Below are 24,089 nucleotides of genomic sequence, written 5' to 3' on the forward strand. Positions count from 1 at the left end.
TTCGATATAATATGTGAGGAATCCTTGTTATAAAAACAAACGTAACAAAATAATCACAATCACCCCAGTTAACACTGTTCCTAATAAGCTACGTGTATAGATAGCAACAAAGAATGTCGGAATTGCTGCAATTATATAATCCCATTGCATCGTTTTATTCATAAAGAGCACTTCAGCAAGGAGCGCTGCGAGTATTGCAATTGGTATATAACTTAACCATTTTAAACCCCAATCTGGAATCTGTATTTTACTAAATACAATGAGCGGTAATAGGCGCGGAATTAAAGTAACTACACCTGCTCCAATTAAGAGTAATAACACATCTATTCTTACTTCCATTTTTCAATCACCACCCCGATTGTTGCTGCTGTAAGTGTTGCAATTATGACTGCTACGCTTGCCGGAACGAAAAAATGTATGCTATATGCGATTACCATTGCTACAATCGCAACACTGAGATGAATTGCTAATTTTGGATGACTACTCATTAACTGCAGCACAAATAATCCAATAAACATAGCTGGTAATGCATAATCCATACCATACGTATGAGGATTTGGTATCCACTCGCCAAAAATACCACCGATGACATTTGCAATGATCCAGTTTAAATATGCTGTTACATTTAAACCAAGCATCCATCTCTCGCTTAAATATTTCTTTTTTGAAGCTTGCTGAACAGCAAGACCAAATGTTTCATCTGTAATTTGCGAACCGATTATCATATTTTTCAAGAAAGGTACTTTCATTAAATATGGGGCGAGTGCAGCACTCATTAACAGATGACGTAAATTGACAAAAAATACGGTGAAAATAATTGCAGAAGTAGGTGCTCCAGCCGCAAACATACCAGCCAGTATAAATTGTGAAGAACCAGCATAAATCAAAGTAGACATTAACGCTATTTCTGCTAACGAAAACCCTGCTGTTTTTTCAATTACACCAGCTGCGATACCAATACTTAAATACCCTAGTACAGTTGGTAAACAATCTTTCACTCCTTGCTGAAATGTTTCATTCTCGTTCATTGTCATCTGTACTTCAGCCCTTGCCATCACTCTTCCCCCTTCGTTTCTTGCATGAATCGTTTACCCGTTACAACATGAACTAAATCTGCATTCCCCCGCCATAATGCATCTAATTTATCAGAACCAAATTCCTGTGTAATTTCTTCAACCATAATGTCATGACGAACATATTCTGTTGCAACAAGCACTAGTGCTGGATCATATGTTGTAACAGCCCATGAGGTACCCTGGTCTGAGAAGTTAGCAATCAGTACTTCTTTTCCATCACGGGCAATTACCGTTAAGTGGCCTCCCATTCGCTCCTTTACAACATCTGGCGTCATATAATTATGGTGAAACGTCGTTCCTATTTTTGTCTCTGGTGCGCCAAAAAGAATAGAAAATATATGTACCCCTTCCTGCTCTTTTCTCTGAATCAATGACTCTAGTTCAGTCACTTGCTGTTCCCATACAGAAATCCACAATTCCTCTTCGGCTCGCTCAATAATATTACTAATTTCCTTTATAATGCGTTCATCCGTACGAATATGGGAGATAACATCTACTTGGCGTTCTTGCTCTAAACCATTTAACTTTTGATCAAGAAAATCAAATGACTTTTCAAAATCCTTTCTCATTCGGTCCATTAACTCTGTTGCCGATACGGGAACATACTTAACGGGTTCGGATGGTACTAAATGCACTGCTCCTTTATCCATCAATTTCCCAAGTACCTCATAAATCATAGAACGTGGTACACCCGTTTGTTTACTAATTTCATACCCCGTTGCTGGATAATGCTTTAATAAACCGATATATGCTTTACATTCATATTGAGAAAATCCTAGTTTCTGTAGTTCTTTCATGACTTCGTCCATTGCAATTCCTCACTTCACTATGACTCTATTATTTACGCTTCTTAAACAGCTCTTACTTCAAAACGACGGTTTTGTTTTCCTTTACTTTTCACTTTATCAATAACAAGGGAACCAATTTCATTTGTATGTTGGACATGTGTTCCCCCGCAAGCTTGCTCATCAATATCTTGAATGGTTACAATACGAATTTCTTGGATAGTAGGTGGTAGAAGATTGATTGCTGTTTTAATCATTCCTGTGGAGTTCTCTGCTTCTTCACGGCTAATAAATCGAGTAGAAATTTCTTTATTTTGCTGGATCAATCGATTCGTCTCTGTCTCAATTTCAGCAATTTGTTCCCTCGTTAACTCTTGCAATTCATTAAAGTCAATACGCGCTTTATCAGGATAAATTTGATTTCCTGTACATAATGCTCCGTATTTTTCATATACAACTACACCAATAAGATGTAGTAAAGAATGATGACGCATTAAGTTATGACGGCGTTCCCAATCAATTTCTAACTGAACTGTTCCAAGCTGAAGATGCTCTCCATCTTTCACATAGTGAACAATTTCACCTTGCTCTTTCTTTACTTTTACAACTTCAAAAGTATGCTCACCTTGTGTAAGTACACCTGTATCACATTCTTGGCCTCCGCCAGTTGGATAAAATATCGTTTCTTTTACAAATACCCTGTCTCCATCAACTCTTGTTACTTCTGTTTGACAGCTTTTTTTATATGCATCCTGTAAAAATAATGCCTCTGTCATGTTCCCACCCCTTTAGTAGTTATTGTTATACCTACTAATATAAAAAGAAAAAAATGGATAGTCAATAAAATTCTGAATTTTGTTTTAATTAATTTAAAAATAAGCTAACTTTAAACAAGATAACCTATTTCACTACTATATAAATCCTTTTTGATTTTTCAACATAAAGTGAAACTTTAATCAGTGTGGGTCTTACTGCCCACGAATAGCAGGATAAAGATAATAGAGCTACTTTCTATCAGCTTCATAAAAACCAATAGAAAGTAACTCTCATTGTTTCATAGATATTATTTGTTCTTTTGTATCCATTTTGTCATGATGAAGTTTATTTTTCTCCAAATACTTTTTACACATATTCACAAAAGCTGGTAATGTTCGAATTTGATTAATATCAGAGCTCTCAATAAAACGATTCATTTGATTTGTCATTTCGTCCATACTAGAAATAAGCTCTTCTTTTTCATATCTCAATCTCTCATTTTCAGCACGAAGGTTTTGAAGCTCTTTCTGTATATCTTGTGTATTATCTTCTTTTATATGCCCAGCTGCCATGCTCGAAAGTTTATAGATTCCTTCCATAAATTGATATAGTTCTTGTTTCTTTCCCTCTACACCAATTGTTTCAAAATTATCGACAATCCCTGATAATATAGTAACCAAATTCTTCTCTGTCTTTTCACTTTGGACCACTATACTTTTTACCTCATTCTCCTTCTCATCAACATACTGTTCTGGCTGGTGTTTTTTCTTACGCCCTGGCTTACCCTTTTTTATATTTTCAAATGGCAGCTCTTGTTTTTTTAATTTATAGTACGTATTCTGCAGTTGACTTTCAGTTTTCGGAAATAATTGCAGATTCTCTTTACTAATTGCCTTAGAAGTATCTGAAATATTTAAATTGTAATGCTGACAAAATTGGTACGTAGCATATAAAAGTTCTAATTCAGATTTCAACCACATCATTTGGGATTGTTCGTATGCAAATAAACCACCCACTTTTTCAATATCCCTTTGAAAAGTTACCATTTTATTATATAAATCCATTAATTCTGCATACGTCACATGGAATTCTCTTTCTATTTTTCTACATTCCTCTTCCACTTTCTGAATATTTTTCATTCCATTTACAATATTTTTCAAAAGATTTAGTACATGAATTGCTGTCTGTTGGTACATTTTATATTCACTCCCACTCAGCATTTTTGCAATTTCAACTTCTTCTTTGTCTTTTGTAAAAATAAAAAAATATTATAAAAATATTTTATAATATTTCTGAATTATTAGTCAAATAATCGTAAAATTGACACATTCTATTTTTATATTAAGATTAGTTTATAGCAATATGAGGGGGATCCATATGGAACATAACATTTTAAAAGTCATTGCACTAGCAGAAAAATTAAAATATGAAATGAGGCATAGCTGGCTTTCAAATGGCCGTCAGGAAAGCGTCGCCGAACATACTTGGCGTATGTCGCTTATGACTGTTTTGGTTCAGCCTTATTTAGATGAGAAAGTAAACATGGAAAAACTATTAAAAATGGTTATTATCCATGACCTTGTGGAAGCGGAAGCTGGCGATATTCCTGCTTTTGACACAATGAACAGCGAACAATTACAATTACAAAAACAAAAACAAAAAAATGAACAGAAAGCCATTTTAAATATTAAACATACTTTAGAAGGTCCTCTTGGGGATGAACTGTATGATTTATGGATGGAATTTGAAGCAAAAGAAACGTACGAAGCGAAAGTGGCCAATGCTCTTGATAAACTAGAGGTTAAAATTCAGCATAATGAAGCCGACATCGATACGTGGCTTCCAATCGAACATAAAATGACATTCCAAGTTGCAAAACACACAGATTTTGATTCTTTCTTATCAAAACTACAAAAGATTATTGAACAAGAAGGCGAAAAGAAATTAATTGCTGCCGGCATTGATGTCGAGGCATGCAAACAGTAACAGCTCATCATTGATGAGCTGTTTTTTTCATACTTTTGTATGAGATACCTCCACTCTTTTTGTCGATTAAATCTAAAAATATATAGATTACAATTACAGATAAGAACTACATTTTAGTCAAAAGGAGGATTATTTTATGATTAAAGGTTTATATGAAGCACATCTTCCCGTTCGCAATCTTGACATATCCATACCATTCTATGAATTATTAGGTTTAAAACTATATAAAAAAGATGAAACTACCGCTTTCCTTTGGATTGTAGAAGAACAAAGTTGGTTAGGCCTTTGGGAAGGAGAAGAATATAAAACAAAATATCATCCGTCCCTGCGACATATTGCCTTCCAAGTGGATTTTCATCTTCTTCGTACATCTGTACAGTGGCTTCAAGAGAGGAATATTCAACCGGTACCATTTGATGATCGAAATACGGTTGAACCTTTCATTCGTCCTAACCAGGGAAATGCTTCTGTCTATTTTAAAGATCTAGACCATAATAGTATTGAATTTATTAGTTTCGTTAAAGTGCCTGATGAATTAAAACATATTACAAAAAAAGACCTCAGCTTAAGCCAAAGTCTTTTCACATAATTATTTTTATTTCTAAAACACAGAAACGCTTCTTCCCCTTCTTAAATAAAAAGCAAATCCTCAACCTTCAGATTTGCTTTTCAAACTTTATCTTTTATTAAAACCTTTTTTACTCAAAAACTCCTTCATATGCATTCTTTTCTCTTTTGACATGAAAGCACTCATTGATCCTGTCCATGTTACATCCTTTTGATTTGTAGATCTTCCCTTATAATATTCATTAGTCGTGCGGTCATATTTCTCTAGTAATTCCTCATATTTATTTTCGTCATATACATTTTCATGTAAGATTGCTTCAACTGGTAAACGCGGTTTCACTGCATGACTCTCATCCGGCACTCCGACTGTCATTCCAAACACTGGATATACTTTATCTGGTAAATGAAGTAGTTCACTCACTTCTTTTGGATTGTTACGAATTCCTCCAATATAACAAATGCCGTATCCTAGTGACTCTGCAGCAAGCGCTAAGTTTTGAGCAAACAGTGATGCATCTACTGTGGCTACAATAAAGTCCTCTGCACCCTCATGTTTAATCTCTGTTCCGTGTTTCTCACATGCCTTTTCTAAGCGTTTTAAATCTGCACAACAAACAAAGAATGCCGCACAATCTTTTACATGGCGATTTCCAGATAGCTCTGCTAATTGCGCCTTTAATTTTTCATCTGTAACGTACATAACTGAATATGCCTGAACAAAATGTGATGATGCTGCATGCTGCGCTGCTTGTACCATTCTTTCTACTATATTCTTTGGAATTGGTTCTTGTTTATATTTCCGAACGGATGTATGTTGCTCCATCTTATGTATTATTTCATTCATCAAAATCACTCCTTTTTTCTTCATACTGAAAAATTAACATATCCTTTTCATTTATCACAACATTTATGCCCATCTAAAAGTTTTTATATAATATGCTCTTTTTTCACCTTAATTAAAGCATAACCCTTCAAACCTATACAAAAAGAGGACGAATTGTTAACTATTCGTCCTCTTTCATTCTTAAAACAATCAGCCTTTTAAGCTACTCTCAACACTCTAACACCTTTAACAATATTCCAAACAAAGTAATAAATCCCTACAATTGCAAAAGTTATATATGTCACAACCATTCCAATTCCAACACTTGCTGATTCTCCAAAACTTAAACCGAATACACCCGAAAGTGCCAAACCACCAAATAAAATTGCATATGGGAATATGTGTGTCCACACTGCCTTTTTCGCATGATATTTCACATCATCTTCTGCAATAAAGTAGACGATAATTGGAAATAAAAATGGTGCGAAGAAAATACTAAAGTAACAAAGAGAAGATAAAATATTATTGCCTTTCATACGATTCACCTCTAAAGTTTCGTTGTTTTTGTTACCTTTATTATGTCATGCAACTACTTTAGAAACTATCGCTTTACCTTTCAACCAGCTTACATTTTTGTAAGATTCATCGCTATATGCGATTCATTAACCAATATTGAGTAATCGCAAAATATTCTCGAACATTAGACTGAATCATAATTGGCTTTGGCGTTTTTGCCGAAAGACCCTCTACCTTTAATCCTTGTTTTTCAGCAATTTTTTTGGACCTGAACATATGAAAATCATTCGTAACAATGATCCCTTTTTTCTTATTTGCTGGAATAAGAGACTTTGAGAATTCAATATTTTCATCTGTATTTGTAGAACGATCTTCCATTATAATTCTTTGTTCTGCAATACTTTGCTTCATTAATCCCTTTTTCATAGCCAGCGCTTCCGAAATATCTTCACCTTTTCCTTTACCACCGGATACAATGACAATCGTTTGTTCATGTGCTTTTAAATATTCCGCCGCTTTATCAATGCGATATTGCAAAGAATAAGAAGGCTCCGTTCCTTTCACCTTTGCACCTAAAAGAATCATATAATCTGCATCATCTGGCGCTTTCATATGACCATGCTTATAAATGTTATATTGTAAAACACTCATATAACCTACTACGATCATAATTAAAATTAAGATATACTTGATAATTTTTTTCTTCTTTAACATCTACACATACTCCTATTTTTCTCTATGTTCTCATCATAATATTCACTTGTTCATTTGTACATCTCAACTTTCCAATTCACCCTTTTTTATCCTCCAAAGGTAATATTTATAATGAATATGGGAATATTGGATAACGTATACACAATTTACAGGATGAATTTTATATAAGAGGTGCAGACATTGATTGCTTTTTTATGTAATGTAACATTCTTTTTTTTATTATTTATTATAGCGATTAAGCTATTAGGAAAATCAGCATTAGCACAGCTTACACCACATGATTTTGGTGCCATTATTTTTTTATCCTACCTAGCTTTTCAAGCTATACCAGTCGATGGCATATGGCAAGGTATTGTCGGTATGATTGTTATTACATGTCTTCACCTTTTCATTACGAAACTTAGTTTACTAAATAAACTCAATCGTTTTATCCTTGGTCAGCCGACGATTCTAATTAAACATGGAAATATCCTATTCGAGAACTTAAAGCAAAGCAGATATCCAATAGCAGAGTTACTTTCTAACCTTAGAGTAGCGGGTTATCCTAGCGTAAATGAAATCGAATATGCGATTTTAGAAGCAAATGGCGCAATTAGCATTTTACCTAAAAGAGAGCTTGTTCCTCTTACTCCTAAAGATATACATATGAATGTGAAATATACGGGTTTACCAATCGCCCTTATTGTTGATGCACATATCCAATATGATAATTTAAAATTAATCCATAAAAATGAGAAATGGCTCCGTAATGAGTTACTAAAAAAAGGACTTGAAGACATCAAAAACATTGCATTTGCTTCTGTTCAAGAAACAGATGGCTCTTTTACAATTAGCTTAAAAAATAAGAAATCTCCTTAGTTTATTAAGGGGATTTCTATCATATTACATGTTCTCTTTCTATATTTCGTACTGATACAGGGTGAGAAATGCGATTCACCCCAAATACGATAATCGCTGTTAATAACTCTGCGACTGGCATTACAAGCCAAATTCCGTTTACACCAAATAACTTTGGCATAATCCATAGTAATGGAATGATAAATAATAAACCACGGCTCAAAATAATAAAAACTGACTTCCTCGTTTGTCTTACTGACTGAAAATATTCTCCATACACGATGTTATAGCCTAAAAATACATATTGAATAAAGAAAAGACTAATTCCTGTTACAGTTAGCGTGAGTAATTCTGTCGACTGAACATCAAACAAACCGATAATATATTTCCCAAAGAATAACCCTATCACAATTGCTACACATCCAAGTGCAACAGCTATTTTTACGGCAAATTGTAGTCCTTCTTTCAACCGTTCAGGTAAATTTGCTCCATAATGAAAGCTTGCAATTGGTTGTAATGCTGCTCCAACACCAAAGAATAATAATAGTGTCATGGAGTGAATGCTATTGACCATTGCATAAGAAGCGACCCCTAGCTCTCCAGCATATTGAATAAAAGCTATGTTAAAGCCAATTGTTACAATTGCTACTGTTATCTCTGTTGTAAAACTCGGAAAACCAATCACCATGATTTGTTTAACTGTATCCCATTCAAAATGAAATTTCGTCCATCTTAAAATACTACTTTTTCTAAAGAAATGACTTAACAAAACAAGAAAACCAATTGCTGCTGACAGGATAGTCGCTGCCGCTGCTCCTGTTACGCCCCAATCAAATATAAAAATAAAGACATAATCAAACACAATATTTAGCAATGCTGTTACAACAAGTCCCGCCATCGCTAAATTTGGATTTCCATCATTTCGTATAAATGTACTTAAAATATTTTCTAATACGTATACCATTCCAAATGTTAATAATACAGTTAGATAGTCTAATGCATACGGTAGAATTACTTCATTGGCTCCAAATAAATAGGCCAAATCTTCTATTCTCCATAAACAGACGACCATTAAAGCACCAACAATTACAACAGCTACTATCATAGACTGTGTAAAAATTGATCTTGCTCGCTCTATTTTATTTTCACCTAATGCAATGGAGTATAGGGTAGCCCCGCCCATTCCAATCCACAATGATATAGAGAAGAAAATGGAAAAAGCCGGGACAGCAACGTTCACTCCCGCTAATCCATTCGCCCCTACACCACGACTAATCATTACCGCGTCGATTACGATATTTACCGACATTAATACCATTCCAAGAACTGCTGGTATTAAATACGATATAAATAAATTTTTTATTGGTTTCTCTCTTAATTTCTCAGTTGTTTCCATAACAAAATACTCCTTTACAATTCTCTGTTCACATTTTAAACCTTCAAGTAACTTGAAGGTCAAGTGAGAATTAAAAATACATTTGTTATACAACCGCTTATTTTCTTTTGACTACTGGAATTTGGATCTCCGTTACTTGCTCTTTTGGATTTTCCGTCACTGACCAGTCAATTAAAGCAAGCTCAATTGCATCTCCAGACACTTCATATCCTTTCTCCTTGATATCTCTTAACAACTTCTTATAAGTTCCATCTGTTTCTTCATATGGTCCATGATGATAAGCGCAAGCGAACATCCCTTCTTTGATTTCATCTGAAGTAGTAATTTGAAACGGCATATAATCAAGAAGAATAAAAACACTGTTATATGATTGAAATCTTTTTTGAAGTAACCCTTCTTTTGATACTGTCACACCTAGGTCCCCTGAAAATAAACTATCATCTATTTGCTTCATATTTTTTTGAAGTGAATGGATATAATATTCAAACATATCATCCGTTATATTAGGTGCAATAGCTAACGCTGTAATGTTTCTCTTTGATATTTTTTCAAATGTCACATGATTCGCTTTTGAAGCAGTAGCTTCTTTCATCATTTCAATTTTATGATTCATTTTCGCCAATGCATATTCAATTTCCCTTTGTTTCTTCAACATCATTTCTTGTTGTTTTTCCAGAAGCTTTAAAGCATAAGGTGGATTTCTTTCATCAATATATGTCTTGATTTCTTTTAACGAAATATTTAACTGCCGTAAAAATTTAATTGTATCTAAAAGTGAAAATTGGTCGATTGTGTAGTATCGATAATTTGTTTGCGGATCAACAATGGATGGATGAAAAATACCTTTTTCATCGTAATAACGTAAAGTTGACTCCGCAATATTATGCATTTTTGCCATTTCTCCAATGGTAAAACGTTGATTAAATAACATATTTTCTATTCCTTTCAATTTCTTTTATTCTTCATTATATAATCCTATATTCAGTATCCCAAATAAAAATGGATTCCCAAGTTTTTTTCTTGAGAATCCATTTTTCATTTGGACAAAGTAAGCATAGTATTCTTCTAGATACTCTCGCTACTTAACATATACGTAAGAGCATTTATTTTACACTTCAATTATGATAGGAAGAATCATTGGTTTTCTTTTTGTATGTGAGTATATAAATTGACCAAGTGTTTCTCTTATATCTCTTTTAAGAACGTTCCATTGGCTAATGTTCTCTTTTTGTAAATTGGTAATGGTTGTTACAACTAATTGATTAATTCTCTTCAAGAAATCTTCCGAATCGCGAACATATACAAATCCACGAGAAATCGTGTCTGGACCAGAAATAATTTTCCCTTCTCGTTTACTAAGAGTGATAACTATAACAAGCATACCATCCTCAGAAAGTTGCTTACGATCACGTAAAAGAGCGTTTCCAACATCGCCAATACCTAGTCCATCTACATATATATTCCCTGCAGGTATTCGTCTAGATTGAAGAGCAATTTGATTGCTAATATCGACAACATCTCCATTACTAATAATATAAATGTTCTCTTTCTTAACACCAACGGACTCTGCTAATAGACTATGATGATGTAACATTCTAAATTCGCCATGAATAGGAATGAAATATTTAGGTTTCATTAAAGTAAGCATTAATTTTAATTCTTCTTGATAAGCATGACCAGAAACATGCATTCCTGTTGAACTTCCCGTTCCATAAATAACTTTTGCTCCTAATAGAAATAAATTATCTATAATTCGTGAAACATTTCGTTCATTTCCAGGTATAGGAGTTGCCGCTATAATGACAGTATCGTCAGGCAGGATATCTACCTGTCTGTAGTTTCCACTGGCTAAACGAGCTAAAGCAGCCATAGGCTCACCTTGACTTCCAGTACAGAGAATAGCTACACTTTCTGGATCCATTCGATTAATTTCATCAGCTTCAATTAACGTTCCTTCAGGAATATCTAAATAACCTTGTTCCAGGGCAACAGACACTACATTTACCATGCTTCTTCCAAGTAAAGCAAGCTTCCTATTCGTTTTTAAACATGCATCTACGACTTGTTGTACACGATTAACGTTAGAAGCAAAGGTAGATATAACAACTTTTCTACGAGCTTTGATAAATGCCTCTTCAATACGCTCACCTACAGATCGTTCTGATGGACTAAATCCGGCACGTTCTGCATTCGTACTTTCAGAAAGTAGCGCTAAAACACCTTCACCCCCAATTTTGGCCATTTTATGAATATCCGGATATTGATTATTTACAGGTGTCAAATCAAATTTGAAATCACCCGTATGCACTACAATTCCTTCCGATGTATGAAAAGCAATACCAAGACAATCAGGAATGCTATGATTTGTTTTAAAAAAAGTAAGACGCATTGATTCAAATTCAATAACCGATTCAGAGTCAATCACAAACAATTGCGTTTGATCTTGAAGATTGTGTTCTTTTAATTTAATTCCAATTAAACCGAGCGTTAATTTGGTTGCATAAATTGGCATGTTTAATTGTTTTAATAAATACGGTATACCTCCAATATGATCTTCGTGTCCATGGGTAACAACTAGTCCTCGAATTTTATCCTTATTTTCTTGCAAGTATGTAATGTCAGGAATAATTAAATCGATTCCTAACAAACTTTCATCCGGAAACTTAGAACCACAATCAACTATCACAATATTGTTTGCGTATTGTATTGCATACATATTTTTTCCTATTTCATTTACTCCGCCTAAAGCAAAAATGGATAGTGTATTTTCTTTTGTGCCCAAAACCAATATCCTCCTTTTTTAAACCATTCTAGTATGATAAATCCACCTATCTAGGTGTCACCTACATATTATTATCTGTCATGAAAAGAACATCCATACTCATTAAGCTAAAGGACATGTAAAACAAAGGGGCTTAAAAAATTGAATATTAAATAAAGCAAAACTTCTACCATCAAGATTTCACTGCTTTACTCCATGAAAGTCTGCCAATTTAACATTGATTTTTTTAAAAATTTATTATATATTTATTACAGGTTCAAATTACAAGTTCAAAAGAACCTGTATAAAGACCTCTTGTTTAATGTGTTTTACATAGTATTGCATTAAGCAAATTCCGAGAAATCGTATGATAAACACAAACATGAAAAGGAGAGATGAGATGGAATTTTTCTTTCAAATTGCGTTAATTTTATTAAGTACAAAAATTGCTGGTGACATTAGCGTTAGACTAGGTCAACCTTCTGTACTCGGAAAATTAATCGTCGGTATTGTAATTGGTCCTGCCGTCTTAGGTTTGGTGAACAATTCAGATTTACTTACACGGTTAAGTGAAGTTGGGGTTATTCTCCTTATGTTTATGGCCGGCTTAGAAACAGACTTAAAAGAACTAAATGAAAATCGTAATTCTTCGTTAGCAGTTGCTGTTGGTGGTATCGTTCTTCCATTTGTAGGTGGTTACGTTGCAGGTCTTGTAATGGGAATGGAACAAGCAAATGCGGTCTTTTTAGGATTACTTCTATGTGCAACAAGTGTTAGTATTTCTGTACAAACACTGCGTGATTTAGGAAAAATGAAGACGCGTGAGAGTACAACGATGCTAGGCGCTGCTGTATTTGATGATATTCTAGTTGTTATTTTACTAGCCTTTGCTATGAGTTTCCTAGGATCAGCTGATGTAAGCTTAACTATAATCATCTTGAAAAAAGTTGTCTTCTTCGCAGCTATTATCTTAATTGGTTGGAAAGGCGTTCCAATGATTATGCGCTGGTTATCACCACTACGTGTATCAGAATCTATCATTAGTGCAGCTCTTATCATTTGTTTCGCTTTCGCATACTTTGGTGAAATACTAGGAATCGCTGGAATTATCGGTGCATTCGCAGCAGGTATTGCGATTTCTCAAACAGATTATAAACATGAAGTAGAAAAGAAAGTAGAACCAATTGCTTATGCAATGTTCGTTCCAATCTTCTTTGTAAGTATCGGTATGAACATTACGTTTGCAGGTATCGGAGATAAAGTATGGTTTATCTTAGCATTAACAATCATTGCTGTGTTAACAAAGCTAATTGGTTGCGGATTCGGAGCACGTATAACAGGATTTGATTTCCAATCATCTACAATCATTGGGTCTGGAATGGTTTCACGTGGTGAAGTTGCTCTTATCATTGCAGGACAGGGGCTTATTTCTGGACTACTAGCACAAGATTACTTTACAGCAATCGTAATCGTCGTGATTTTAACAACAATGATTACACCGCCAATGTTAAAATATTCTTTCGGTGTAAAAGATAAGCAATTAAAACAAAGTGCATAGTAACTATGTAGAGTACTAGTTTCATAATAAAAAACGAGATGATTCTCTTCAAAAGACAATCATCTCGTTTTTTATTTATAAAGAAAATAGGAATATGCCTCTAAAAAAGCGAATGAAACATATATGTATCATTATAAATTCTTTTGGAGGTGTTTCATGAATCGTAAAGATATTTTTTTAGAGCAACTTCTTGCGAGTCATAAGGAAAACAATTGGTTTGTCTCACTACAGAGTGCACTTGATGGTCTTACAGAAGAACAAGCTGCTTGGAAAGATACAGATAAGGCAAATTCTATTTGGGAAATCGTTAATCATTTGATTTTCTGGAACGATCGTATTCTAAAGCGATTTTACGGCTCCTCTGTTCAAGAGCATATCGAAACGAATGATGATACATTTCAAAATTCAAGAAATTTAGATTGGAATTCTACAGTCTCCCAAATCGATACGATTATGGATAAGTGGGAAACTGCTTTACATACTTGTGATGAAACAAAACTCGATCTTTCGCAATCAGCTGAAGCTGAAGAAACATGGACCTCTGTTCTACTAAACTTTACAATTCATAACGCTTATCATATTGGACAAATTATCTCTATTCGTAAACAACAAGGAAATTGGAGTAGCGAACACGGTGTTCATTAACAAAGCCATACACAAAAAAGCGAGCCTCTATCCTCTTCGGCTCGCTTTTTTATTCTTTTATGAAATACGTTCCATCGCTGTCTTCAATGTCCCGACAACAAAAGCAATTTCTTCACTTGAAATAATAAGAGGCGGTGCTAACGTTAAAACATTGTTATAGCCCGCTGTTGTCATTCCATTACGTCCAATGATTAGTCCCTTTTCTTTACAAGCGTTCACTACATTTGTAATTTTAGTATTATCAATTGGGTCCTTTGTTACTTTATCCCTTACCATTTCAATGCCTACAAGCAATCCTTTCCCTCTAATATCTCCAACAAGTGGATGATCTCCAATCTCTTCTTTTAACTGTTCTAATAAAAGAGATCCCATTTGTGCAGAACGCTCAATTAAATTTTCATTTTCCATAATTTCTAAGTTTTTTAGCGCTAACGCACAAGCTGCTGGATTGCCACCAAACGTGTTAATATGACGGAAAAATTCATATTCTCCTGTCCCCTTGAACGCTTCATAAATTTCTTTTTTCACTGCTGTTGCCGATAATGGTAAGTATGCACTTGTAATCCCTTTCGCCATTGTAATAATATCAGGTTTCACATCGTAATTCATAAAACCAAACGCTTTTCCCGTGCGCCCAAAACCACAAATTACTTCATCACTAATTAGTAATGCGCCATGTTTTTGACACGTCTTATGAACGGCTTTCATATAATCTTGCGGTGGCATCAAAATACCTCCGCCTGTAATAATTGGCTCCATAATAAATCCAGCTATCGTTTCACTTAATTCCCACTTCATAACACGATCAATTTCTTTCACACACTCTACATCATAAATATTTTGTGACGCAATCTCTGGCATTCGGTAACAATCTGGCGGCGTCACATGTAAGAAGCCTGAAGCAAATGGCTCATATTGATGCCTCCGCTGCGCCTGTCCTGTCGCTGCTATCGCTGCCATTGTATTTCCATGATAACCACGATAACGTGATATAAACTTATAACGGTATGGTTCACCCCTATATGCATAATATTGACGGGCAATTTTAAATGCTGTTTCATTTGCTTCTGACCCACTATTAGAGAAGAAAATGACATATTCTCCTTCAAGCCATTCATTTAACTTTTCAGCAAGCTGAATTGCAGGTTCATGTGATTGCGACATTGGAAAATATGATAATTTTTGCAATTGCTCATACGCTGCTTCAGCAAGCTCTTTTCTTCCGTATCCACTATTCACACACCAAAGCCCACTCATCCCATCTAAGTACCGTTTACCTTCTATATCTTCCACCCAGCACCCTTCTGCTTTTGCCCCAACCATCGTACTATTTGGACTAAAGGGACGCATTCCATGCCACACATACTTTTCATCCTTTGCTAATAATGCATCTGTTTGTTTCGTTTTCATCATACACTCCACCTTCCAAAACAACTTATATTTCTCCAAGCTGTACTGGTGCCATGATGAGGTTAAACTTTTCCCTATTTATTTTCATTCCACATGAACGAAACAAATCCTACCAACTGTAGAGTAATATTTTTAAGCAAAATTACAAAATAAAAGAGCTCTCCAATCAACTGGAAAGCTCTTTTTCTTCTTAATGTGCAGACACGTCACTAACCCCATGACCTGTGTTAGATTTAACAAGAATTTCATCAAATTTCGCTGCATCCTCTTTCTTACTTGAGAAAATTGTTCCTAAATATGCTGCTAAAAATCCAAGTGGAATAGAAATAATCCCAGGTGTTGTGTAAGGGAATAACGCTTCTCCAACAAAAATTGCTTTCCCTGCTTCAGGACTCCAAACATTCGGGCTAAGTGCCACTAATACGATAGCTGAAACTAAACCAACAACCATTCCGCAAATTGCTCCTGTTGTATTAAAGCGTTTCCAATAAATTGTAAATAAAATAACTGGTAAGTTCGCACTTGCAGCGACTGCAAATGCTAACGATACTAGAAATGCAACATTTAATGTTTGAGCAAATAGCGCTAAAATAATCGATAATACTGCTACACCAATTGAAGCATAACGAGCCATCGATACTTGCTCTTTTTCTGTTGATTTCCCTCGGCGAATGATTTCATTATAAAAGTCATGTGCAAATGCTGAAGCGGCGGTTAAAACAAGACCTGCTACAACAGCTAAAATCGTAGCAAATGCAATTGCAGAAACGAATGCAAATAAGAAATCTCCACCGAGTTCTTTTGCTAATAAAGGTGCTGCCATATTGCCAGCTGGGTTTGCCTGAATAATTGCAGCATTCCCTACAAAGGCAGCTGCACCAAAACCTAGGAAAATCGTCATAATATAAAAGGCTCCAATTAGCCACGTTGCATAGACTACAGACTGACGTGCTGTTTTCGCATCACGAACAGTGAAAAAGCGAACAAGAATATGAGGTAAACCGGCTGTCCCTAGAACAAGACCTAAGTTTAAAGAAATTGTATCTAATCCATCCTTATATTTTACACCTGGATTTAAAAACGCTTCTTTTAGAGGTGTTGCAGTTTTCATCTGTGCAAACATTTCAGTCACGCTAAAATTAAATTTTGCAAATACAATTACCGAAATAATAAATGTCCCTGCCATTAACAAGACAGCCTTTACAATTTGTACCCAACTTGTGGCTGTCATACCTCCAAAAATCACATACACCGTCATTAACGTTCCAACAATTAAAACAGATGTCGTATATTCAATTCCTAATAATAATTTAATAAGTGCTCCTGCTCCTACAAGTTGTGCGATCATATAGAAAATTGAAATTGTCATCGTATTTAATGCTGCAACTCCGCGCACCTTTTTCGCATCAAAACGAGCTGCAATCATATCAGCTAATGTGTATTTCCCTAAGTTTCTAAGCGGTTCGGCAACGAGATACAATACAACTAAATAAGCAACAAGAAAGCCTATGCTATAAAAGAAACCATCAAATCCAGTTAATGCAATTGCTCCTGCAATCCCCAAAAAAGAAGCAGCTGACATATAATCTCCTGCAATGGCCAGACCATTTTGCCACCCAGTTAAACCTCCTCCTGCCGTATAAAACTCACTCGCATTTTTCGTTTTTTTCGATGCAAAATATGTAATAACGAGCGTACCAAGAACGATAATTAAAAACAGTGCAAACGCTGTTGTGTTCAAGTTTATCCCCTCCCTTTTTGTATATCTTGAAGAATTTTTTGTGAAGCCTTGTCGAACGATTCCGCTTTTTTGCTATACATCATACATAATGCCCACGTCATAACAAATTGTGCAAAAGCAAAAATCCATGCCCATGTTACATCACCAAATGCCGGCGTATTTAATACCTTTGAATAAGATGTCAAAAGTGGCAAAGCAATAAAAAAACTAAAAAAGAAAATACTCATCGGAACAATAAACTTCCGCTTCTTCTCTAGCAATAATTGAAATTCTTCTGATTGAACGACTTCTGTATAATTTATCTCACTTCGCAACTTACGTGCTGAACTATCATCTCGTTTCATTTCCCCAGTCCCCTCTCCCTCATTCTTTAAATCAAATTCCCCCCTCGCATCTTCAAAAAACTTAATTTTATAAATATTCAGAAACTTAAGTTTATTTTAGACAATCTTTGTTCCTCTGCAAAGATTTTTCGATAGACATTTTTCGTCATATTTCCTCGTTTTTTTAATATATTTTTTTAAAATAAAAGGCAGCACTCATCGCATTGCCTCCTTTTCTTTCTCTTTTTCTAAATTACGCGCCGACCTACTTAATTCAACATCTTTTCCGTTTTTGTATGTGCCAAATAAAAAATCATACACTGGATTCGACACACCAAACCAATAATTTTCATTTTTATAATGATGCAAAATATGTTGTTTTTTTAACCATCTACCAAAACGAGTCAATGGCCGTATCGGTCTATGTGCGATATAATGTTTCCACTCATAAACAAGTAGCATAACAATCATTCCCATTCCAAATGAAAGTGTAATCGTTACATGATTTGTCACTCCATACAGAATGAACAAATAAATCGCAAAACCTGGCATGCTATACCAAACTGGTAAAAACAATAGTTTTAAATCATCTGGATATACATGATGATCATAATGTAATCTCTTTAACATTTTCAGTAACAATGGATTTTTAGGAGGCTTCATATGAAATAAAAATCGATGTGTTACATACTCATTGATCGTATAAAAAACGATGCCCGCAAGACATGATAAAATTGCTACCCCTGTAAATAATTTCATTTTCAAAATAATGATAAACAGTATAAATACGCCAAACATAATCACAATATCATGTTGAAAAAAGAACTCCTTCATCACCCGTTTCATTCATCCTATCCCCTTTCTTAGAAAAAACAGTCGTAACATAGCGTTACGACCGTTTCTGTTCTATCTATGTTATTCTCTTTTAATCACAAATTTGCTCGCTGTTCCAGCGTAGAGAAAAAATTCTGCGAACCAAATATATTTTGTTTCGGTATAATGTGTTCCACTGCAAAGACAGTTACTTCGCCTCTTTGTACCTCTCCAATAATAAGACCCAGTATTTCATGATTTACAGCAAATGTCGGTTGCTTTGTCTGAAGTAACCTTTCAGCAGTTTGAAGAACGGCCTCATATAAAGGATTCCTATCCGTTACTTCTTTTCGAATTTTTGGTGCTAATGTAACAATAATTTCTTTTTCATTAACTGTGGTTCGATACATAAAAATCTCCCCTTCAATCTTATATGAACAACTGTAAAGCTTTATACGCAAAATGAATTGAATACCCAACTAAAATGAAACCAGCTCCCGCTGTAATATAACCGAGTGCCTTTGGCTTAAGCAATGTCGTCCAAAATGAACAGAAAAGGCAATATTTAAATTCCACAAAATAATACCACCAATGATGCAAAGACTATATAAAAAAGCCTCTTGTTTTGTTACTTTCGTAAGCAGTGAACTAAGCGTACTCCCATATACACCAAACCAAAAGACAAGGTTTAATGGATTAGATACCGCAATTAAAAATCCTGCCATAAAGGATTGACGAAGTCCACCTATCTCTTCTTGTTTATATTCCATATTTGAATGTAAAATTCCTTGTTTTACACTTTGAAACCCTAAATAAAACAATAAGAAAAAACCTATGCAATACATAAATGCTTGTGCATATATATACATAAATACAGAAGACAATCCAAAGTAAATAAGAAGCATAAATAAAATGTCTGCACTCATCCCCCCTATTCCAACAAGCCAAGCATGCCAAAACCCACGTTCAATCCCTCTTTTTAACATTTCAATATTAATTGGTCCTACTGGTGCCGCTAATGAAATTCCTAGTATAAATTGCTGTATAATTGCTCCAAACATCGCTCTTTCCTTTCTATATCGTTTTACTATTAGCTAATGAGAATATTTTTAAAAACAGACTAGCTTTTATAAAAAATATACATATATAAAATGTCCTTTTTTATCCAAAATATACAAAAAAGCTGCTCCTTTATGACGGCCTTCATTTCTTTACTTTATGATGAAATGGACACTTTCCTTCAATTGGTTCAATGTCATCTCCAATAAAATATTGTTTCCATTCACGGTGATTTGGATCTCCATAGTGACTAATGTTTGGATGTTTCGGCAACTGATCCCACTTTTCCACTCGATCTCTAACCATCTGTCTTGAGTATGATCCTTTCGGCCGCTCTCCTTCTAGTCCGTCAAATAGGATTCGTGGCTGAAATCCTATAATGAGCGAGTTCCCTAAATGTCTCGTTTTTCTTTGTTTATAGGCAGGAGCATTCCCGAATGCAAACATCAGCTCCCCACCAAATGAAAATTCCCATAAATGATGATCTGGATTTTCTGGAATCTGTTTTGGCCATAATTGATCATCTTCTTCATGTAAGTATTGTAGAATTCTCCAAAAATACGCTCGGTAATGTTCAAGTAAGCATTCTGCACGTTCTGGCTCAACAAAAAGAAAAAACCTCTTCTTACAACAGGTCGCTCGTTCATCAACTGTAAAAAAGAAAGCATTGTCTGTGGTAGATGACTCCAATCATCATGAGATAAGAATGAGTAGCAAAGTTCATTCTTCTTTAAAGCCGTTAAACCAAAATAGCAAGGAAAAGTTGGATCCAATACAACATTAGAAAAATTTTCAAATTCTTGCGAAACCCATATTGGTATATCTTTTCTCATTTTCATTCCTTCATTATCTAATAAATAAGACTGATTCATTCTCTCACCTCATTATGTACAGCATTCACTTAAACATATTAAAAAGCGAGCTTGTCCTATACTATTAAAAAAACTTGCGTAAAAAATTATTTAAAAATACAAAAAGATAAAACCGCTTACTTGACTAAAATCTACCATTTCGTGTATATTTAAAATATCATTTAGCAGAATATTCGAGAATATAGCATTTTCAGTTTTATGAATTTGCAATTGTTTCAAATGAACTTCACTAAATGAAAAAGTAATCGTTTTTTAGGAGGAATTGTAACATGCAAGGAAAAGTAAAATGGTTTAACAACGAAAAAGGGTTTGGATTTATCGAAATTGAAGGCGCTGACGATGTATTCGTACATTTCACAGCTATTCAAGGCGAAGGCTACAAAGCTTTAGAAGAAGGTCAAGAAGTATCTTTCGATATCGTTGAAGGAAACCGTGGGCCTCAAGCTGCTAACGTAGTAAAACTTTAATCCAACATATAACAGGAGGTTACCTTACTTGGTGACCTCCTTTGTTATTCCTTTGTATATTTCCTTTTTGCAGAGTAAAAACTATGTGAAATGTGACAGAATACAAAGGAGGAATCGACAATGGGTTCACATGTAAATGACTTTGAAGAAGTAAAATTCCGCGTAGAAACAGCTCAAAAGATGGTAGGTTCTGCAACAATTACAATGGATCCAGAATCATTACAGCATGCGACAACTGCAGTTGAATCTGCACGTTCTCAGCTTGAAACAATGAAATCTGTTGCAACAGATTTAGATGAGCCTTTTTTAATGAATGAAGAAAAAAAATTAAGTCTATGCGAACACCAATTGAAAGAAGCTAAACATTAAAAACATCCAGAGTTACCTCTGGATGTTTTTTTACGATAATTGATCTCCATATTCTTTTAATTTCTCTCCCACAGTACATTGCCGAATACAAAAAGAGTGAGCATGGTATTTACTATGTGTTTTTCTATAGTGTTCCTGCAAAAAACATCCTTCACAGTATGTTTCTAATAGATCATTTACCTCTGTAATGAGCTGCTTTTTATTCACCACTGCACCTCTCTATTCCGTTATTTCTTTATGGCTGTCGATTACTGTCCCTTCCAATGCTTGTGTGGCCAATTGATGTGCTTCTTTATTTTGTTTCCTTGCTACCGGCTCACAAACAAGCTTCAATTTCATTTGCTTTGCTTTTTGTTCAATCTGATCTAAGTAATGATTTAAATGTTCATCGTAGCACGGCCATTCTCCAGCCAGTTGCTGAAGTACAACTTGAGAATCACCATGTAGTGTAACCGGTTCATATTTGATTCCTAATTCCTCTAAGACATTCATTCCATATAATAACGCTGCATATTCCGCTTCATTATTATCATAAATGCCATCTATATAAGCATTTCGACGTACTCGATAATCAGCGTTTCCTTTTTTATAGTAAACACATATACCAACACCCGCTTCTTTCGTTTCCAGATCATAGCCTCCATCAAAGTAAATACGAATGTCTTGCGGTTCTTCTTCTACTTGCTTACTGAGCTTTTTCATTTCTTTTAGCGTCCATTCCGCTCCCATTTCATCATAAAATAATAGTTCCTTTACTCTTCCAGTTTTCTCAAAATCTTCTGCAAATCGAAGTGATTCTTCTATGTTCATATAACCTGTTGTTAGTTCTGTTTGAAGACCATGTTTTGTTTTATATACCCAGTTTATTTTGTATTTCATACTCTTTTCCCCTTATATGAGACTTCATACTTTTTATTTTACTTATATTTTACCAAGAGTCACAGTATTATATTCGAATTGAAATGAACTAGCCACAAATTATGAAAACAAAAAAGAGCTGCTACAGATTGTAAGCAACTCTCTCTATACACTTTACATAAACTTCTTAAATTGCACTCGTTTATTAATCCCATACATAACCGGCATACCAATTGCCATCACGACAAATTCCCCAACTGCACATGTAAGCCATGTAAATAAAAATGGCAGATCAAATGCAAGGTGAAGTTCAATCGCTATCATAAACATTGTAACTGTAAAGATAACTGTATTAAAAATCATACGAGCCCAAACACTCTTAATAAAACGCATGGAAATAATCGTAGCGAGAAGCGCAAGAATGGATTGCCCCACTCCAAATACTAAATCATACGCAATCATAGGTGAGAAAAAGAGATTTGTTAAAAATACTCCTAATACAATTCCATAAATGGATTTCTTATTAAATACAACGAGATGATTAAACATCTCCGAAATACGAAACTGTACATTCGTAAAGCCAAACGGCTGAATAAGTGCTGAAACAGCAATATATAATGCTGCTAAAATACCATTACCAACTAATGTTTTTATATTCATGACAAAATCTCCTTAGTTTTTTTACGTGGGATGGTTTCGAACCACGTGATTCGTTTTTAAACAACAATTTTATATTGTACGCAATAGCTAATCATTCGTCAATAGATCCCTACCATTCACTACCCTTTTTCTCATAGACAACGTATAATAAAAAATATGAAAGATTTAGGAGGTTTCGCTTCATGACAGCAACAATTCAAAATGAAAAAGTGATCGTTTCCATCTCTGAAAAAGGTGCAGAGTTACAAAGCGTTCGTTTAAAAGAAGACAACACAGAATATATGTGGCAAGGAGACCCTAAATATTGGGGACGCCGTGCACCCATTTTATTCCCAATTGTCGGTAGATTAGTGGACAATACATATTATGTAGATGGTAAACCGTATTCATTAACACAACACGGCTTTGCTCGCGACCTTATATTTTCGGTAAAAGAGCAAAGTGAGACAAAAATTACTTATGCAGTCACTAGTAATCAAGAAACTTTACAAAAATATCCGTATGAATTTGAGTTGTATGTTTCTTATGAACTAGACGAGCAAAATATACATGTTACTTATGAAGTTAACAACCCTACTTCTAAAGAAATGTTCTTTTCTATCGGAGCACATCCAGGCTTCAATTGCCCTTTAGTAGAAGGTGAATCATTTACAGACTACCATTTATCATTTAATGGGCCTGAACATCTAAAAACAAGCGTTCTAGTAGGACCATTTCTTTCAAAAGAAAAACAACTAATTGTTAAAAATAAGGCAGAATTACCACTTACATACGATTTATTCAAAAATGATGCCCTTATTTTTGAAAATATGAATACAAATGAAATTTCTATTCGCTCTCATAAGCATAATAAGTTTGTAAAAGTAGCATTTGAAGGTTTCCCATTCGTTGGTGTATGGACACCAGGAAATGACGCTCCTTTCTTATGTATCGAACCTTGGTATGGAATTGCTGATGAAGTAGAACCAGCTAAAGATTTCAAAGAGAAAAAAGGCGTACAATCATTACAAGCAAATGAAACATTTACATGTCGCTACAGCATTACAATTGGATAAAGTGGATTTTTCATATTCAATCACCCGCCTCTAGAAGTTTTT

27 protein-coding genes, 2 pseudogenes and 1 riboswitch are annotated in these 24,089 nt (G+C 34.6%); of the genes and pseudogenes, 8 read left to right on the forward strand and 21 right to left on the reverse strand.

From position 1 onward, the window contains the following. Positions 1–27: 27 nt before the first annotated feature. The 5 genes from Y7E_RS0116640 to Y7E_RS0116660 form a co-directional block, all read right to left on the reverse strand. The gene (locus Y7E_RS0116640) at positions 28–339 is read right to left on the reverse strand and encodes an AzlD domain-containing protein (protein ID WP_017152407.1); all 312 of its coding nucleotides are present in this window, start codon (positions 337–339) and stop codon (positions 28–30) included. Beyond that, the gene (locus Y7E_RS0116645) at positions 330–1,055 is read right to left on the reverse strand and encodes an AzlC family ABC transporter permease (protein WP_017152408.1); all 726 of its coding nucleotides are present in this window, start codon (positions 1,053–1,055) and stop codon (positions 330–332) included. Before Y7E_RS0116645 ends, Y7E_RS0116640 begins: the two co-directional genes overlap by 10 nt. Then, positions 1,055–1,885: a TrmB family transcriptional regulator gene (locus Y7E_RS0116650; protein ID WP_017152409.1), complete on the reverse strand. Its 831-nt coding sequence runs from the start codon at positions 1,883–1,885 to the stop codon at positions 1,055–1,057. The genes Y7E_RS0116645 and Y7E_RS0116650 overlap by 1 nt, the downstream gene beginning before the upstream one ends. A 41-nt stretch (positions 1,886–1,926) precedes the next feature. Further along, positions 1,927–2,637, reverse strand: coding sequence for an alanyl-tRNA editing protein (locus tag Y7E_RS0116655; protein WP_017152410.1), 711 nt, complete (start codon positions 2,635–2,637; stop codon positions 1,927–1,929). 270 nt (positions 2,638–2,907) lie between these two features. Continuing rightward, on the reverse strand, positions 2,908–3,813 hold the full coding sequence (locus tag Y7E_RS0116660; RefSeq protein ID WP_017152411.1) for a DNA-binding domain-containing protein: 906 nt from the start codon (positions 3,811–3,813) through the stop codon (positions 2,908–2,910). Positions 3,814–3,994: 181 nt separating this feature from the next. Between Y7E_RS0116660 and Y7E_RS0116665 the strand changes: the two genes are divergently transcribed. Together Y7E_RS0116665 and Y7E_RS0116670 are read left to right on the forward strand one after the other, a co-directional pair. After that, a complete protein-coding gene (locus Y7E_RS0116665) occupies positions 3,995–4,603 on the forward strand; it encodes an HD domain-containing protein (RefSeq protein ID WP_017152412.1) in 609 nt (202 codons plus the stop codon). A 136-nt stretch (positions 4,604–4,739) separates the two neighbouring features. Then, positions 4,740–5,192 (forward strand): VOC family protein, encoded by a 453-nt coding sequence (locus Y7E_RS0116670; protein ID WP_017152413.1) that lies wholly within the window; start codon positions 4,740–4,742, stop codon positions 5,190–5,192. An 87-nt stretch (positions 5,193–5,279) separates the two neighbouring features. Here the strand turns inward: Y7E_RS0116670 and nfsA are convergent, their stop codons facing one another. The 3 genes from nfsA to Y7E_RS0116690 form a co-directional block, all read right to left on the reverse strand. Continuing rightward, positions 5,280–6,014 (reverse strand): oxygen-insensitive NADPH nitroreductase, encoded by a 735-nt coding sequence (nfsA, locus tag Y7E_RS0116675; RefSeq protein WP_017152414.1) that lies wholly within the window; start codon positions 6,012–6,014, stop codon positions 5,280–5,282. Between the two features lie 197 nt (positions 6,015–6,211). Then, on the reverse strand, positions 6,212–6,529 hold the full coding sequence (locus Y7E_RS0116685) for a magnetosome magnetite crystal formation protein family (RefSeq protein WP_017152415.1): 318 nt from the start codon (positions 6,527–6,529) through the stop codon (positions 6,212–6,214). Positions 6,530–6,641: 112 nt separating this feature from the next. Further along, positions 6,642–7,223: a YdcF family protein gene (locus Y7E_RS0116690; RefSeq protein WP_017152416.1), complete on the reverse strand. Its 582-nt coding sequence runs from the start codon at positions 7,221–7,223 to the stop codon at positions 6,642–6,644. 180 nt (positions 7,224–7,403) lie between these two features. Between Y7E_RS0116690 and Y7E_RS0116695 the strand changes: the two genes are divergently transcribed. After that, positions 7,404–8,081 carry a DUF421 domain-containing protein gene (locus Y7E_RS0116695; RefSeq protein ID WP_017152417.1) on the forward strand — a complete coding sequence of 226 codons (678 nt, stop codon included), beginning with the start codon at positions 7,404–7,406 and terminating at the stop codon, positions 8,079–8,081. Positions 8,082–8,100: 19 nt separating this feature from the next. Here Y7E_RS0116695 and Y7E_RS0116700 read toward each other — a convergent pair whose 3' ends face one another. The 3 genes from Y7E_RS0116700 to Y7E_RS0116710 all read right to left on the reverse strand — a co-directional run bounded on the left by Y7E_RS0116700 (position 8,101) and on the right by Y7E_RS0116710 (position 12,238). After that, positions 8,101–9,456, reverse strand: a complete 1,356-nt coding sequence (locus Y7E_RS0116700) for an MATE family efflux transporter (RefSeq protein ID WP_017152418.1) — start codon at positions 9,454–9,456, stop codon at positions 8,101–8,103. Between the two features lie 97 nt (positions 9,457–9,553). Further along, on the reverse strand, positions 9,554–10,387 hold the full coding sequence (locus Y7E_RS0116705) for a MerR family transcriptional regulator (RefSeq protein ID WP_017152419.1): 834 nt from the start codon (positions 10,385–10,387) through the stop codon (positions 9,554–9,556). Between the two features lie 177 nt (positions 10,388–10,564). Further along, positions 10,565–12,238 (reverse strand): ribonuclease J, encoded by a 1,674-nt coding sequence (locus tag Y7E_RS0116710; protein ID WP_017152420.1) that lies wholly within the window; start codon positions 12,236–12,238, stop codon positions 10,565–10,567. A gap of 379 nt (positions 12,239–12,617) precedes the next feature. Here Y7E_RS0116710 and Y7E_RS0116715 point away from each other — a divergent pair, with 379 nt between their 5' ends. Both Y7E_RS0116715 and Y7E_RS0116720 read left to right on the forward strand, forming a co-directional pair. Next, on the forward strand, positions 12,618–13,775 hold the full coding sequence (locus tag Y7E_RS0116715; protein WP_017152421.1) for a cation:proton antiporter: 1,158 nt from the start codon (positions 12,618–12,620) through the stop codon (positions 13,773–13,775). Positions 13,776–13,931: 156 nt separating this feature from the next. Then, positions 13,932–14,420, forward strand: a complete 489-nt coding sequence (locus tag Y7E_RS0116720; RefSeq protein ID WP_017152422.1) for a DinB family protein — start codon at positions 13,932–13,934, stop codon at positions 14,418–14,420. 57 nt (positions 14,421–14,477) lie between these two features. Here Y7E_RS0116720 and Y7E_RS0116725 read toward each other — a convergent pair whose 3' ends face one another. From Y7E_RS0116725 to Y7E_RS30030, 7 genes and pseudogenes are all read right to left on the reverse strand, one after another. Beyond that, the gene (locus tag Y7E_RS0116725) at positions 14,478–15,833 is read right to left on the reverse strand and encodes an aspartate aminotransferase family protein (RefSeq protein WP_081584650.1); all 1,356 of its coding nucleotides are present in this window, start codon (positions 15,831–15,833) and stop codon (positions 14,478–14,480) included. 187 nt (positions 15,834–16,020) lie between these two features. Then, the gene (locus Y7E_RS0116730) at positions 16,021–17,571 is read right to left on the reverse strand and encodes a solute symporter family protein (protein ID WP_017152424.1); all 1,551 of its coding nucleotides are present in this window, start codon (positions 17,569–17,571) and stop codon (positions 16,021–16,023) included. Positions 17,572–17,573: 2 nt separating this feature from the next. Then, the gene (locus Y7E_RS0116735; RefSeq protein ID WP_017152425.1) at positions 17,574–17,915 is read right to left on the reverse strand and encodes a DUF485 domain-containing protein; all 342 of its coding nucleotides are present in this window, start codon (positions 17,913–17,915) and stop codon (positions 17,574–17,576) included. A gap of 195 nt (positions 17,916–18,110) precedes the next feature. Further along, positions 18,111–18,740, reverse strand: coding sequence for a sterol desaturase family protein (locus tag Y7E_RS0116745; protein ID WP_017152427.1), 630 nt, complete (start codon positions 18,738–18,740; stop codon positions 18,111–18,113). Between the two features lie 83 nt (positions 18,741–18,823). Further along, positions 18,824–19,117, reverse strand: coding sequence for a hypothetical protein (locus Y7E_RS0116750; RefSeq protein ID WP_017152428.1), 294 nt, complete (start codon positions 19,115–19,117; stop codon positions 18,824–18,826). A gap of 19 nt (positions 19,118–19,136) precedes the next feature. After that, a pseudogene (locus Y7E_RS30025) lies at positions 19,137–19,838 on the reverse strand (LysE family transporter). Positions 19,839–19,910: 72 nt separating this feature from the next. Continuing rightward, positions 19,911–20,638 (reverse strand): annotated as a pseudogene (locus Y7E_RS30030) (YqcI/YcgG family protein). Positions 20,639–20,907: 269 nt separating this feature from the next. Between Y7E_RS30030 and cspB the strand changes: the two are divergent. Both cspB and Y7E_RS0116770 read left to right on the forward strand, forming a co-directional pair. Next, positions 20,908–21,105 (forward strand): cold shock-like protein CspB, encoded by a 198-nt coding sequence (gene cspB / locus Y7E_RS0116765; protein ID WP_003196492.1) that lies wholly within the window; start codon positions 20,908–20,910, stop codon positions 21,103–21,105. A gap of 120 nt (positions 21,106–21,225) precedes the next feature. Beyond that, positions 21,226–21,474 carry a DUF2564 family protein gene (locus tag Y7E_RS0116770; protein ID WP_003206638.1) on the forward strand — a complete coding sequence of 83 codons (249 nt, stop codon included), beginning with the start codon at positions 21,226–21,228 and terminating at the stop codon, positions 21,472–21,474. A 30-nt stretch (positions 21,475–21,504) separates the two neighbouring features. On the opposite strand, the gene Y7E_RS30975 is transcribed toward Y7E_RS0116770, so the two are convergent. The 3 genes from Y7E_RS30975 to Y7E_RS0116785 form a co-directional block, all read right to left on the reverse strand. Further along, positions 21,505–21,681, reverse strand: coding sequence for a zinc-finger domain-containing protein (locus Y7E_RS30975; protein WP_017152429.1), 177 nt, complete (start codon positions 21,679–21,681; stop codon positions 21,505–21,507). A 12-nt stretch (positions 21,682–21,693) separates the two neighbouring features. After that, positions 21,694–22,353, reverse strand: coding sequence for a ribonuclease H family protein (locus Y7E_RS0116780; protein WP_017152430.1), 660 nt, complete (start codon positions 22,351–22,353; stop codon positions 21,694–21,696). A gap of 153 nt (positions 22,354–22,506) precedes the next feature. Continuing rightward, positions 22,507–22,992, reverse strand: a complete 486-nt coding sequence (locus Y7E_RS0116785) for a QueT transporter family protein (RefSeq protein ID WP_017152431.1) — start codon at positions 22,990–22,992, stop codon at positions 22,507–22,509. 6 nt (positions 22,993–22,998) lie between these two features. Continuing rightward, a riboswitch (PreQ1 riboswitch) is annotated at positions 22,999–23,043 on the reverse strand. A gap of 131 nt (positions 23,044–23,174) precedes the next feature. Between Y7E_RS0116785 and Y7E_RS0116790 the strand changes: the two genes are divergently transcribed. Further along, complete coding sequence (locus tag Y7E_RS0116790; protein ID WP_017152432.1) at positions 23,175–24,047, forward strand: aldose 1-epimerase family protein; 873 nt, start codon at positions 23,175–23,177, stop codon at positions 24,045–24,047. Positions 24,048–24,089 lie beyond the last annotated feature (42 nt).

Source organism: Bacillus bingmayongensis (assembly GCF_000299035.1).
In the GTDB taxonomy this organism is placed as follows: domain Bacteria; phylum Bacillota; class Bacilli; order Bacillales; family Bacillaceae_G; genus Bacillus_A; species Bacillus_A bingmayongensis.

Excerpts from the sequence above, each read along its gene's own strand:
- Y7E_RS0116705 (WP_017152419.1), bottom strand. The coding sequence starts at position 10,387 with ATGTTATTTAATCAACGTTTTACCATTGGAGAAATGGCAAAAATGCAT.
- Y7E_RS0116790 (WP_017152432.1), top strand. The coding sequence starts at position 23,175 with ATGACAGCAACAATTCAAAATGAAAAAGTGATCGTTTCCATCTCTGAA.
- Y7E_RS0116720 (WP_017152422.1), top strand. The coding sequence starts at position 13,932 with ATGAATCGTAAAGATATTTTTTTAGAGCAACTTCTTGCGAGTCATAAG.
- Y7E_RS0116650 (WP_017152409.1), bottom strand. The coding sequence starts at position 1,885 with ATGGACGAAGTCATGAAAGAACTACAGAAACTAGGATTTTCTCAATAT.
- nfsA (WP_017152414.1), bottom strand. The coding sequence starts at position 6,014 with ATGAATGAAATAATACATAAGATGGAGCAACATACATCCGTTCGGAAA.
- Y7E_RS0116745 (WP_017152427.1), bottom strand. The coding sequence starts at position 18,740 with ATGAAACGGGTGATGAAGGAGTTCTTTTTTCAACATGATATTGTGATT.
- Y7E_RS0116700 (WP_017152418.1), bottom strand. The coding sequence starts at position 9,456 with ATGGAAACAACTGAGAAATTAAGAGAGAAACCAATAAAAAATTTATTT.
- cspB (WP_003196492.1), top strand. The coding sequence starts at position 20,908 with ATGCAAGGAAAAGTAAAATGGTTTAACAACGAAAAAGGGTTTGGATTT.
- Y7E_RS0116725 (WP_081584650.1), bottom strand. The coding sequence starts at position 15,833 with ATGATGAAAACGAAACAAACAGATGCATTATTAGCAAAGGATGAAAAG.
- Y7E_RS0116715 (WP_017152421.1), top strand. The coding sequence starts at position 12,618 with ATGGAATTTTTCTTTCAAATTGCGTTAATTTTATTAAGTACAAAAATT.
- Y7E_RS0116780 (WP_017152430.1), bottom strand. The coding sequence starts at position 22,353 with ATGAAATACAAAATAAACTGGGTATATAAAACAAAACATGGTCTTCAA.
- Y7E_RS0116770 (WP_003206638.1), top strand. The coding sequence starts at position 21,226 with ATGGGTTCACATGTAAATGACTTTGAAGAAGTAAAATTCCGCGTAGAA.
- Y7E_RS0116640 (WP_017152407.1), bottom strand. The coding sequence starts at position 339 with ATGGAAGTAAGAATAGATGTGTTATTACTCTTAATTGGAGCAGGTGTA.
- Y7E_RS0116645 (WP_017152408.1), bottom strand. The coding sequence starts at position 1,055 with ATGGCAAGGGCTGAAGTACAGATGACAATGAACGAGAATGAAACATTT.
- Y7E_RS0116670 (WP_017152413.1), top strand. The coding sequence starts at position 4,740 with ATGATTAAAGGTTTATATGAAGCACATCTTCCCGTTCGCAATCTTGAC.
- Y7E_RS0116665 (WP_017152412.1), top strand. The coding sequence starts at position 3,995 with ATGGAACATAACATTTTAAAAGTCATTGCACTAGCAGAAAAATTAAAA.
- Y7E_RS0116750 (WP_017152428.1), bottom strand. The coding sequence starts at position 19,117 with ATGTATCGAACCACAGTTAATGAAAAAGAAATTATTGTTACATTAGCA.
- Y7E_RS0116735 (WP_017152425.1), bottom strand. The coding sequence starts at position 17,915 with ATGAAACGAGATGATAGTTCAGCACGTAAGTTGCGAAGTGAGATAAAT.
- Y7E_RS0116655 (WP_017152410.1), bottom strand. The coding sequence starts at position 2,637 with ATGACAGAGGCATTATTTTTACAGGATGCATATAAAAAAAGCTGTCAA.
- Y7E_RS0116690 (WP_017152416.1), bottom strand. The coding sequence starts at position 7,223 with ATGTTAAAGAAGAAAAAAATTATCAAGTATATCTTAATTTTAATTATG.
- Y7E_RS0116660 (WP_017152411.1), bottom strand. The coding sequence starts at position 3,813 with ATGTACCAACAGACAGCAATTCATGTACTAAATCTTTTGAAAAATATT.
- Y7E_RS0116785 (WP_017152431.1), bottom strand. The coding sequence starts at position 22,992 with ATGAATATAAAAACATTAGTTGGTAATGGTATTTTAGCAGCATTATAT.
- Y7E_RS0116685 (WP_017152415.1), bottom strand. The coding sequence starts at position 6,529 with ATGAAAGGCAATAATATTTTATCTTCTCTTTGTTACTTTAGTATTTTC.